This window comes from Pseudomonas sp. efr-133-TYG-23, from assembly GCF_030209215.1.
In the GTDB taxonomy this organism is placed as follows: domain Bacteria; phylum Pseudomonadota; class Gammaproteobacteria; order Pseudomonadales; family Pseudomonadaceae; genus Aquipseudomonas; species Aquipseudomonas rhodesiae.
The window spans coordinates 36,972-49,400 of record NZ_JARVSL010000013.1; the positions used below are offsets into that span (position 1 = coordinate 36,972).

Consider the following 12,429-nt stretch of genomic DNA (forward strand, 5'->3'; position numbering starts at 1 on the left):
TGTCACAACGACAGTACCCCGCTGTATAAGCCATAAGCTGCCAGCCCCGCGCCGGCAATCACGCAGCTGAAAATGCCTTTTTCCACATGGGTGAACAACGGCAGGCCCTGTTCGCGCTTGGCCAGGGCGAACAGGATCACACCCGGCGCATACAGCAGCGCCGATAAGAGCAAGTACTTCAACCCGCCGGCGTACAGCAGCCACACCGCGTAGCCGAGGGCGACCAGGCCGATAAGCAAGTCTTTGAGACGCTGGCGGTGGGCGCCTTCGTAGGTCTCGCCGCGCCCGCTCAACAACACCGCATACGCCGCCGACCATAGGTAAGGCACCAGAATCATTGAAGACGCCAAGTAGATCAGCTTGGTGTAGGTGCTGTGGGAAAACAGGGTGATCACCAGGAACGCCTGGATCATCAGATTGGTCAGCCACAGCGCGTTGACCGGCACCTGGTTGGCGTTTTCCTTTTTGAGGAAGGCCGGCATGGTCTTGTCATGGGCGGTGGCGTAGAGAATCTCCGCGCACAACAAGGCCCACGACAGCAACGCACCGAGCAGCGACACCGCCAGCCCGACGCTGATCAACAGCGCCCCCCAGGGCCCGACGATACGCTCCAGTACGCCGGCCAGAGACGGGTTTTGCAGCCCCGCCAACTCCGGCCGGCTCATGACCCCCAAGGACAACACATTCACCAGCACCAGCAACGCCAACACGCCGAGAAAGCCGATCACCGTGGCCCGGCCGACGTCAGAGCGCTTCTCGGCCCGCGCTGAATACACGCTGGCGCCTTCGATGCCGATAAACACAAACACGGTGACCAGCATCATGTTACGCACCTGCTCCACCACCCCGCCGATCTGCGGGTTGCCCAGGCCCCAGATATCTCGGGTGAACACGTCGGCCTTGAATGCCACGGCGGCAATCACGATAAACATCAGCAGCGGTACGATTTTCGCGACGGTGGTGACCTGGTTGATAAACGCCGCCTCCTTGATACCGCGCAGCACCAGAAAATGCACAGCCCACAGCAACAACGAGGCACAGCCGATGGCCACCGGGGTATTGCCCTGGCCAAAGACCGGGAAGAAATAACCGAGTGTGCTAAACAGCAACACGAAATAACCGACGTTGCCCAGCCACGCGCTGATCCAGTAACCCCAAGCAGATGAGAAGCCCATGTAATCGCCGAACCCGGCCTTGGCGTAGGCATACACCCCGGAATCCAACTCGGGTTTGCGGTTGGCCAGGGTCTGGAACACAAAGGCCAGAGTCAGCATGCCTACGGCAGTGATCGCCCAACCGATCAATACGGCGCCGACTTCGGCGCGTGCGGCCATGTTCTGGGGCAACGAGAAAATCCCCCCACCGATCATAGACCCCACCACCAAAGCGATCAGGCCACTGAGGCGAAGTTTCTGGGTTGTTTGAGACATGAGTACTCCTGACTGAAACCACTTGAGCCAACAACTGTGCACTCAACTTACTTAATCGCTCGAGTGTAGCGCTTATTACCGAGTGTCATTTAACCGCGATGCTCATAACGCAAAGGCATGACAGTTAATGGAGTTTAGGCTTATTTAGAATTTAAATACGACTGGCCACACCAGATATTGCTCGCTAGTTCGCAGGCGGCTGTGAAAAAGTTTGCACATTCAGGAATCCCGTCTAGCTTCAAACGTTCATACATTGCAACAAATGATTAATCACATCGTACAAAGCGCTCTAGAAAGCGCTTTTGCGGGGCAAACCAAGGTTTATCGGTTTGCCTTTAAGTCATTAATTCACAATGGAATGTGCCAATGAAGTGATCTGAGTCAGCTGTTTGATTAGCGCACAGATTTAATCTGTGGTCTCTCTTCTCCTGCATTGGAGTTATGCAATGTCTGAATCTCCCGGAAAACTTCGATTAGGCGCTCTGGTTGCACTTGTCGTCGGCTCGATGATCGGCGGCGGCATTTTCTCACTACCGCAAAACATGGCCGCCAGCGCCGATGTCGGTGCGGTATTGATCGGTTGGGTCATTACGGCCATCGGCATGCTGACCCTCGCGTTCGTGTTCCAGACCCTGGCCAACCGCAAGCCCGACCTCGACGGCGGTGTGTACGCCTACGCCAAGGCCGGTTTCGGCGACTACATGGGTTTCTCCTCAGCCTGGGGTTACTGGATCAGTGCCTGGCTGGGCAACGTCGGTTACTTCGTGCTGCTGTTCAGCACCCTCGGTTACTTCTTTCCAATCTTTGGCGAAGGCAACACCCCGGCTGCGGTAATCGGCGCCTCGGTGCTGTTGTGGGCCGTGCACTTTCTGGTGCTGCGCGGGATCAAGGAAGCGGCGTTCATCAACCTGGTGACCACCGTCGCCAAGGTGGTGCCGCTGGTGCTGTTCGTGCTGATCGCCCTGTTCGCATTCAAGCTGGACATCTTCACCGCTGACATCTGGGGCGTGAAAAACCCGGACCTGGGCAGCGTGATGAACCAAGTGCGCAATATGATGCTGGTCACCGTATGGGTGTTCATCGGCATCGAAGGCGCAAGCATCTTCTCGGCCCGTGCGGAAAAACGCACCGATGTGGGCAAGGCCACAGTGATCGGGTTTATCACCGTGCTGCTGTTCCTGATGCTGGTCAACGTGTTGTCCCTGGGCATCATGACCCAACCGGAACTGGCCAAGTTGCAGAACCCATCGATGGCTGCCGTGCTGGAGCACGTGGTGGGCCACTGGGGCGCGGTGTTGATCAGTGTCGGCTTGATCATCTCGCTGTTGGGGGCCTTGCTGTCGTGGGTGCTGCTGTGTGCGGAGATCATGTTCGCCGCCGCCAAGGACCACACCATGCCGGAGTTCCTGCGCAAGGAAAACGCCAACCACGTACCGGCCAACGCCCTGTGGCTGACCAACGCGATGGTGCAACTGTTCTTGATCATCACTTTGTTCTCGGCCAGTACTTACCTGTCGCTGATCTACCTCGCCACCTCGATGATTCTGGTGCCCTACCTGTGGTCGGCCGCTTATGCCGTGCTGCTGGCGGTGCGCGGCGAGACTTACGAAAACGCCCTGGCCGAGCGCAAGAAAGACCTGTTTATCGGTGCCATCGCGCTGATCTACGCGATCTGGCTGCTCTACGCCGGCGGTACCAAATACCTGCTGCTGTCCGCCCTGCTCTATGCACCCGGCGCGATTCTGTTCGCCAAGGCCAAGCATGAACTGGGCAAACCGATTTTCACCAACGTCGAGAAGCTGATTTTCGCCGCGGTAGTCATTGGCGCCCTGGTGGCGGCCTATGGACTCTACGACGGCTTCCTGACCTTGTAATTGTGTCCCACTGGAGGATCTGAAATGACCACGGAAAAAGTGAAGTACGGCGTCCACTCCGAAGCCGGCAAACTGCGCAAAGTCATGGTGTGCTCCCCAGGTTTGGCCCACCAGCGGCTGACCCCCAACAACTGCGATGAACTGCTGTTCGATGACGTGCTGTGGGTGGCCCAGGCCAAGCGCGACCATTTCGATTTCGTCACCAAGATGCGCGAGCGGGACATTGATGTGCTGGAAATGCACAACCTGCTGACCGATATCGTCGCGATGCCCGAAGCGCTGGACTGGATCCTGGCGCGCAAAATCACCGCCAACACGGTGGGCCTGGGCCTGGTCGAAGAGGTCAATTCCTGGCTGCGCAGCCTGGAGCCGCGCAAGATCGCCGAATTCCTGATCGGCGGCGTGTCCGCCGATGACCTGCCAAGCAGTTTCGGCGGCCGAACCATCGAGATGTTCCGCGACTTCCTCGGCCATTCCAGCTTCATTCTGCCGCCGTTGCCCAACACCCAGTTCACCCGCGACACCACTTGCTGGATCTACGGCGGCGTGACGCTCAACCCGATGTACTGGCCGGCGCGACGCCAGGAAACCTTGCTGACCAGCGCCATCTACAAATTCCATCCCGAGTTCACCAACGCCGACTTCCAGATCTGGTACGGCGACCCCGACCAGGAACACGGCGCCGCCACGTTGGAAGGCGGTGACGTGATGCCAATCGGCAATGGCGTGGTGTTGATCGGCATGGGCGAGCGTTCGTCCCACCAGGCCATCGGCCAACTGGCGCGCAACCTGTTCAAAAACAAAGCGGTGGAACGGGTGATCGTGGCCGGCCTGCCGAAGTCCCGCGCCGCAATGCACCTGGACACCGTATTCAGCTTCTGCGACCGCGACCTGGTCACCATTTTCCCCGAAGTGGTCAGCCAGATCGTGCCGTTCACCCTGCGCCCCGACGAGAGCAAGCCCCACGGCATCGATATCCAACGGGAAACAACCAACTTCGTCGACACCGTGGCCGCGGCGCTCAACCTCAAGGCCCTGCGCGTGGTCGAGACCGGCGGTAACAGCTTCGCCGCCGAGCGCGAGCAGTGGGACGACGGCAACAACGTGGTGGCCGTGGAGCCGGGCGTGGTGATTGGCTACGACCGCAACACCTACACCAACACCCTGCTGCGCAAGGCCGGCGTGGAAGTCATCACCATCAGCGCCGGTGAACTGGGCCGCGGCCGTGGCGGCGGCCACTGCATGACCTGCCCGATCATCCGCGACCCAATCGACTACTAATTTTCAAGCCATGGCCGCCGCTCATAAGGCGTCGGCCATGGGGATAACCTAAACAGAAGGAGATCCATCATGGCTTTCAATATGCGCAACCGCAGTCTGCTGTCGCTGATGCACCACACCACCCGTGAGCTGCATTACTTGCTGGACCTGTCCCGCGACCTTAAACGCGCCAAGTACACCGGCACCGAGCGTCCGCACCTGCAAGGCAAGAACATTGCGCTGATTTTCGAAAAAACCTCCACCCGTACCCGCTGCGCGTTCGAAGTGGCGGCCCATGACCAGGGCGCCCACGTCACCTACATCGACCCGGTCTCGTCGCAGATCGGCCACAAAGAAAGCATGAAAGACACCGCGCGCGTGCTCGGCCGGATGTTCGACGCCATTGAGTACCGTGGCTTCGAACAGGAAATCGTCGAAGAGCTGGCCAAGTTCGCCGGCGTGCCGGTATTCAACGGCCTCACCGCCGAGTTCCACCCTACCCAGATGATCGCCGACACCCTGACCATGCGCGAACACAGCGACAAACCGCTGCATGACATCAGCTATGCCTACTTGGGCGACGCGCGTTACAACATGGGCAACTCGTTGCTGATGATCGGCGCCAAGCTCGGCATGGACGTGCGCATCGGCGCACCGAAGGCCCTGTGGCCGCACGAAGATTTCATCAAGCAGTGCCAGGCTTTCGCTGAAGAAAGTGGCGCTCGCATTACCATCACCGAAGACCCTAAAGAAGCCGTGAAAGGCGTGGACTTCATCCACACCGATATCTGGGTGTCGATGGGCGAACCGGTGGAAGCTTGGGATGAGCGCATCGAGCAACTGCTGCCGTACCAGGTCAACGCCCAGATGATGAAAGCCTCGGGCAACCCTCGGGTGAAATTCATGCACTGCCTGCCGGCGTTCCACAACAGCGAAACCAAGGTCGGCAAAGATATCGCCGCGCGCTACCCGAACCTGGCCAATGGTGTGGAGGTGACCGAAGAGGTGTTCGAGTCGCCGGCCAACATTGCCTTTGAGCAGGCGGAAAACCGCATGCACACCATCAAAGCGATTCTGGTATCGGCGCTGGCGGATATCTAAAGGCTACACGGGTTAAGTGTGGAGGGGCTTGCCCCCTCCCACATTTGGTCCTGTGTTCGCATCATCGAACTCTAGAAGGACATTCTTTATGCGCATCGTCGTAGCCCTGGGCGGCAACGCCCTGCTCCGCCGTGGTGAACCCATGACCGCGGACAACCAACGCGCCAACATCCGCATCGCCACCGAACAGATCGCCAAGATCCACCCTGGCAACGAACTGGTAATCGCCCACGGCAATGGTCCGCAGGTCGGCCTGTTGTCATTGCAGGCGGCGGCCTACACCAGCGTCTCGCCCTACCCGCTGGACGTGCTGGGCGCCGAGACCGAAGGCATGATCGGCTACATCATCGAACAGGAACTGGGCAACCTGCTGGACTTTGAAGTGCCGTTCGCCACCTTGCTCACCCAAGTGGAAGTGGACGCCAACGACCCAGCGTTCAAGCACCCCACCAAGCCCATCGGCCCGGTGTACTCCAAGGACGAAGCGGAAAAACTCGCCGCTGAAAAAGGCTGGGCGATTGCACCGGACGGCGATAAATACCGCCGCGTGGTCGCAAGCCCACTGCCCAAGCGCATCTTTGAAATTCGCCCGATCAAGTGGCTGTTGGAAAAAAGCGCCATCGTGATCTGCGCCGGCGGCGGCGGCATCCCAACAATGTACGGCGAAGACGGCAAGCTCAAGGGCATCGAAGCCGTGATCGACAAAGACCTGTGCTCGTCGCTGCTGGCCTCGCAACTGGACGCCGACTTGTTGGTGATCGCCACCGACGTCAACGCCGCCTTCATCGACTATGGCAAACCCACGCAAAAGGCCATCGGCCAGGCCCATCCCGACGACATGGAAAAACTCGGCTTCGCCGCCGGCTCCATGGGGCCCAAGGTTCAGGCCGCCTGCGAGTTCGCCCGCCGCACTGGCAAAACCGCGGTGATCGGTTCACTCTCGGACATCGAAGCGATCGTCCAGGGCACCGCCGGCACACGCATCAGCACGGCAACACCTGGCATCACCTATCTGTGAAGTAGAGGAGATTCGCCTATGGCCACCTTTGAATCCGGTCACTTGCATATCGAGCGACATGCGCTGAACAAGGACGACTACAGCTACAACCTCTGTATCGACTATCAGGTTGAGCAGGACCCGAAGGAAGGCAAGGGCATGCAGTTCACGATCCATGGCTCGGTACAGGGCAATGAACTCAAGGAGACGTTTTTCCTGCCCAAGGACCAGGCATTCGACTTTGCCCGTCATGCGATGAATATCGCGCAGAAATACGGCATGCCCAAGGTCGCGGTATTGAACGGCTCAATGCACAAACAATACGACCTGATGTTCGAGGATGTGCGGCACCAGCTGGATGTGAAATCGGGCGATCCGGTCAAACCCGAACACCTGGCATAATCCGTTCACACTGACACACTACCGTTAAAACTGTGGGAGGGGGCTTGCCCCCGATAGCGACGAATCAGCCACCGATACCTTGGCTGACACGTCGTGATCGGGGGCAAGCCCCCTCTCACAGTTTGATCTCTATCGCCTGCAAGGCATACTTGGCACCCTCCGCATTCCAGAACCCAACGCCATCCCATGCGTATCCACGTCAGCTTCATCGACCGCGTCGGCATCACCCAGGAAGTCCTGGCCCTGCTGGGTGGGCGCAATCTGAATCTGGATGCGGTGGAGATGGTGCCGCCCAACGTCTATATCGATGCACCGACGTTGAGCGCCGAAGTGCTGGAAGAACTGCGCGACGCCCTGTTCAGCGTGCACGGCGTGCAGGCGGTGACCGTGGTGGACATCCTCCCTGGCCAACGCCGTCACCTGCAATTGGATGCCCTGTTGGCCGCCATGACCGCCCCGGTGCTGGCCGTGGACAGTGCGGGCAAGATCCTGCTGGCCAATCCGGCGTTGATCACGCTGTACGGCCGCGAACCGGCCGGCGAAAGCATCAGCGCGCTATTCAATGACCCGGCCTTGCTGGAAACCCTGCTGGAACAGGGCTTTCGCTTGCCGCTGCGCGAGATCAGCGTGAACGGCCAGACCTGGTTGCTCGACGCCACGCCGATCACCGATGCCGGCGCTCTGCTCACCCTCTACCAGCCCAACCGTATCGGCGAACAGCTGTCGGCCCTGCATCACGACCATGCAGAGGGCTTCGATGCGCTGCTTGGCGAGTCCCCGGTGATCCGCACCCTCAAGGCCCGCGCGCAAAGGGTGGCGGCGCTGGATGCACCGTTGCTGATCCAGGGTGAAACCGGCACCGGCAAAGAGCTGGTGGCCCGCGCCTGCCACGCCATCAGCGCACGCGCCAGTGCACCGTTCCTGGCCTTGAACTGCGCGGCGCTGCCGGAAAACCTCGCCGAGAGCGAGCTGTTCGGTTACGCACCGGGTGCCTTTACCGGCGCCCAACGCGGTGGCAAACCGGGCCTGATGGAACTGGCCAACCAGGGCACGGTGTTTCTGGATGAAATCGGCGAAATGTCGCCGTACCTGCAGGCCAAACTGCTGCGTTTTCTCAATGACGGCAGCTTCCGCCGGGTCGGCGGCGACCGTGAGGTGAAGGTCAACGTGCGCATCCTCAGCGCCACCCACCGCGACTTGGAAAAAATGGTCAGCGAAGGCACCTTCCGCGAAGACCTGTTTTACCGCCTCAATGTGCTCAACGTGGAAGTGCCGCCCCTGCGCGCGCGCGGCCAGGACATCCTGCTGCTGGCGCGCTACTTCATGCAGCAGGCCTGCGCGCAGATCCAGCGCCCGGTGTGCCGCCTGGCGCCAGGCACCTACCCGGCGCTGCTGGGCAACCGCTGGCCGGGCAACGTACGCCAATTGCAGAACGTGATCTTTCGTGCCGCAGCCATTTGCGAAAGCAGCCTGGTGGACATCGGCGACCTGGACATCGCCGGCACCTCGGTGGCGCGCCAGAGCGACGTGGAAATCGACAGCCTGGAACAGGCCGTGGAAGACTTCGAGCGCGATCTGCTGGAAAAGCTCTACACCAGCTACCCCTCAACCCGCCAACTGGCCAGCCGTCTGCACACCTCGCACACAGCCATTGCTCATCGATTGCGCAAATACGGTATTCCCAACAAGCCCTGAACAGGTGGATGGGATTCGGCTGTGAAACACAGACATTGTGGGAGGGGGCTTGCCCCCGATGGCGGTGGGCCAGTCACAGGTTAGTTGGCTGATCGGTAGTCATCGGGGGCAAGCCCCCTCCCACATTGAATGCATCGCACGGTTTGGTCTAAGAACGACATCCACTGTACTGAAAGCGCTACAGCGTAACGATATCGCTACAACCCTGCTTTTTGCGCGCCATGCAAGGCTTTGATCCACATAGGCTTTTTTTCAGCAGCCTATCCGTATCGAAATCGCTACACCTCAGGCACCGCTCATACCGTCAATTTTTTATAACCCATTGATTTGTATGATCTAAATAACATTGGCCGCGATTTTGCTAAGCAACTGCCACTGTTCCCATTCCGTCCACCAGACGAATTCTGGCCCTGAGGAGTTTGCATGAGCGAGTTGCGTTTTACTGAAGATCACGAATGGCTGCGCGCCGAAGCCGACGGCAGCGTCACCGTGGGCATCACCGCTTTCGCACAGAATGCACTGGGTGATGTGGTTTACGTGCAACTGCCAGAGCTGCAGGCCTATACCAAGGGCGACGAAGCCTCCACCGTGGAATCGGTCAAAGCCGCCAGCGGCGTGTACATGCCGTTGGACGGTGAGGTGCTGGAAGTGAACGACAAGCTCAGCGAAAGCCCGGAGCTGGTCAACGAAGACCCGATGGGCGATGGCTGGTTCTTCCGCTTTAAGCCGGCCGATGCAAATGCAGTGACTACGCTGTTGGATCAGGACGCGTACGACCGCCTGATCAAAGCCAACGCCGAAGCCTGAGGAGCACGCCATGACCGTTAATCTCACCACCGCCAACGAATTCATCGCCCGCCATATCGGCCCGCGCCAGGCAGACGAGCAACACATGCTCGCCAGCCTGGGCTTTGACTCCCTGGAAGCCCTCAGCGCCAGCGTGATCCCGGAAAGCATCAAGGGCACCAGCGTGCTCGGCCTGGAAGACGGCCTGAGCGAAGCCGAGGCGCTGGCGCGAATCAAAGCCATCGCCAGCCAGAACCAACTGTTCAAGACCTACATCGGCCAGGGCTACTACAACTGCCACACGCCGGCGCCGATTCTGCGCAACCTCCTGGAAAACCCGGCCTGGTACACCGCCTACACCCCTTACCAGCCGGAGATTTCCCAAGGCCGCCTGGAAGCGCTGTTGAACTTCCAGACCCTGATCAGCGACCTCACCGGCCTGCCGATCGCCAACGCATCCCTGCTCGACGAAGCCACCGCCGCCGCCGAGGCCATGACCTTCTGCAAACGCCTGAGCAAGAACAAAGGCAGCAATGCCTTCTTCGCCTCGATCCACAGCCACCCGCAGACCCTCGACGTGTTGCGCACCCGTGCCGAGCCATTGGGCATCGATGTGGTGGTGGGCGATGAGCGCGAACTGAGTGACTTCAGCCCATTCTTCGGCGCCCTGCTGCAATACCCGGCCAGCAATGGCGATGTGTTCGACTACCGCGAACTCACCGAGCGCTTCCATGCCGCCAACGCCCTGGTGGCCGTGGCCGCCGACTTGCTGGCCCTGACCCTGTTGACCCCACCGGGTGAATTCGGCGCCGACGTGGCCATCGGCAGCGCACAACGCTTCGGCGTGCCGCTGGGCTTCGGTGGCCCGCATGCGGCCTATTTCTCCACCAAGGATGCGTTCAAGCGCGATATGCCAGGCCGTCTGGTGGGCGTGTCCGTTGACCGTTTCGGCAAGCCGGCCCTGCGTTTGGCCATGCAGACCCGCGAGCAGCACATCCGCCGCGAGAAAGCCACGTCCAACATCTGCACCGCCCAGGTGCTGCTGGCCAACATCGCCAGCATGTACGCGGTGTACCACGGCCCTAAAGGCCTGACGCAGATCGCCCAACGCATTCACCAGTTGACCGCCATCCTCGCCAAGGGCCTGAGCGCGCTGGGCGTGAAGGTCGAGCAAACGCAGTTCTTCGATACCCTGACCCTCAACACCGGCGCCGCCACCGCTGCCCTGCACGACAAGGCCCGCGCCCAGCGCATCAACCTGCGCGTGATCGACGCTGAGCGGGTTGGTCTGTCGGTCGATGAAACCACTACCCAGGCCGATATCCAGGCCCTGTGGGCGATCTTCGCCGACGGCAAGGCCCTGCCCGCTTTCGACGCCCAAGCCGACAGCTGCCTGCCGGCGGCGCTGCTGCGTCAATCGCCGATCCTCAGCCACCCAGTGTTCAACCGTTACCACTCCGAAACCGAGCTGATGCGCTACCTGCGCAAACTGGCCGACAAGGACCTGGCGCTGGACCGCACCATGATTCCGTTGGGCTCGTGCACCATGAAGCTCAACGCCGCCAGCGAAATGATCCCGGTGACCTGGGCCGAGTTCGGCGCCCTGCACCCGTTCGCCCCAACCGAACAAAGCGCCGGTTACCAGCAACTGACCGCCGACCTGGAAGCCATGCTCTGCGCGGCCACCGGTTATGACGCCATCTCCTTGCAACCGAACGCTGGTTCCCAAGGCGAATACGCCGGGCTGCTGGCGATCCGTGCTTACCACCAGAGCCGTGGCGAAGCCCGTCGCGATATCTGCCTGATCCCCTCGTCCGCCCACGGCACCAACCCAGCCACCGCCAACATGGCCGGCATGCGCGTGGTCGTCACCGCCTGCGACGCCCGTGGCAACGTGGACATCGAAGACCTGCGCGCCAAAGCGATCGAGCACCGCGAGCACCTGGCCGCGCTGATGATCACCTACCCGTCCACCCACGGCGTGTTCGAAGAAGGCATCCGCGAAATCTGCGGGATCATCCACGACAACGGCGGCCAGGTGTACATCGACGGCGCCAACATGAACGCCATGGTGGGCCTGTGCGCACCGGGCAAGTTCGGCGGCGACGTGTCCCACCTGAACCTGCACAAGACCTTCTGCATCCCCCACGGCGGTGGCGGCCCAGGTGTTGGCCCGATTGGCGTCAAATCGCACCTCACGCCTTTCCTGCCGGGCCATGCGGCCATGGAGCGCAAGGAAGGCGCGGTGTGCGCGGCGCCATTCGGCAGCGCGAGCATCCTACCGATCACTTGGATGTACATCAGCATGATGGGCGGCGCGGGCCTCAAGCGCGCGTCACAACTGGCGATCCTGAACGCCAACTACATTTCCCGTCGCCTCGAAGAGCACTACCCCGTGCTGTACACCGGCAGCAACGGCCTGGTGGCACACGAGTGCATCCTGGACCTGCGCCCGCTCAAGGACAGCAGCGGTATCAGCGTGGATGACGTGGCCAAGCGTCTGATCGACTTCGGCTTCCATGCCCCGACCATGTCGTTCCCGGTGGCGGGTACCCTGATGATCGAACCGACCGAAAGCGAATCCAAGGAAGAACTGGATCGCTTCTGCGACGCGATGATTGCCATCCGCGAAGAAATCCGCGCGGTGGAAAACGGCACCCTGGATAAAGACGACAACCCACTGAAAAACGCCCCGCACACCGCCGCCGAACTGGTGGGTGAATGGAGCCATCCGTACAGCCGTGAACAGGCGGTGTACCCGGTTGCATCGTTGATCGAAAGCAAGTACTGGCCGCCGGTGGGCCGGGTCGACAACGTGTTTGGCGATCGCAACCTGGTGTGTGCGTGCCCGTCGATCGAGCTTTATGCCTAAAGCAGTTGGAAG

The 12,429-nt window shown here is 60.6% G+C and carries 9 protein-coding genes; 8 read left to right on the plus strand and 1 reads right to left on the minus strand.

The features are described 5' to 3' along the window. Window positions 1-2: 2 nt before the first annotated feature. Window positions 3-1,430: an arginine-ornithine antiporter gene (gene arcD, locus QRN41_RS07940; protein ID WP_034100125.1), complete on the minus strand. Its 1,428-nt coding sequence runs from the start codon at window positions 1,428-1,430 to the stop codon at window positions 3-5. Between the two features lie 446 nt (window positions 1,431-1,876). Between arcD (QRN41_RS07940) and arcD (QRN41_RS07945) the strand changes: the two genes are divergently transcribed. From arcD (QRN41_RS07945) to gcvP, 8 genes are all read left to right on the plus strand, one after another. Then, window positions 1,877-3,304, plus strand: coding sequence for an arginine-ornithine antiporter (gene arcD / locus QRN41_RS07945; RefSeq protein ID WP_123478730.1), 1,428 nt, complete (start codon window positions 1,877-1,879; stop codon window positions 3,302-3,304). 24 nt (window positions 3,305-3,328) lie between these two features. Beyond that, window positions 3,329-4,585 (plus strand): arginine deiminase, encoded by a 1,257-nt coding sequence (gene arcA / locus QRN41_RS07950; RefSeq protein ID WP_094065430.1) that lies wholly within the window; start codon window positions 3,329-3,331, stop codon window positions 4,583-4,585. A gap of 69 nt (window positions 4,586-4,654) precedes the next feature. Further along, window positions 4,655-5,665 carry an ornithine carbamoyltransferase gene (locus QRN41_RS07955; protein ID WP_034100131.1) on the plus strand — a complete coding sequence of 337 codons (1,011 nt, stop codon included), beginning with the start codon at window positions 4,655-4,657 and terminating at the stop codon, window positions 5,663-5,665. A gap of 88 nt (window positions 5,666-5,753) precedes the next feature. Further along, window positions 5,754-6,683 carry a carbamate kinase gene (gene arcC, locus QRN41_RS07960; RefSeq protein WP_169868242.1) on the plus strand — a complete coding sequence of 310 codons (930 nt, stop codon included), beginning with the start codon at window positions 5,754-5,756 and terminating at the stop codon, window positions 6,681-6,683. 18 nt (window positions 6,684-6,701) lie between these two features. Then, the gene (locus tag QRN41_RS07965) at window positions 6,702-7,064 is read left to right on the plus strand and encodes a DUF5064 family protein (protein WP_034100136.1); all 363 of its coding nucleotides are present in this window, start codon (window positions 6,702-6,704) and stop codon (window positions 7,062-7,064) included. 186 nt (window positions 7,065-7,250) lie between these two features. Next, window positions 7,251-8,759, plus strand: a complete 1,509-nt coding sequence (gene gcsR / locus QRN41_RS07970; RefSeq protein WP_167416674.1) for a transcriptional regulator GcsR — start codon at window positions 7,251-7,253, stop codon at window positions 8,757-8,759. A 423-nt stretch (window positions 8,760-9,182) separates the two neighbouring features. Continuing rightward, a complete protein-coding gene (gene gcvH / locus QRN41_RS07975; protein WP_034139123.1) occupies window positions 9,183-9,566 on the plus strand; it encodes a glycine cleavage system protein GcvH in 384 nt (127 codons plus the stop codon). Between the two features lie 10 nt (window positions 9,567-9,576). Then, window positions 9,577-12,417, plus strand: coding sequence for an aminomethyl-transferring glycine dehydrogenase (gene gcvP, locus QRN41_RS07980; RefSeq protein ID WP_285421429.1), 2,841 nt, complete (start codon window positions 9,577-9,579; stop codon window positions 12,415-12,417). Window positions 12,418-12,429: the final 12 nt, after the last annotated feature.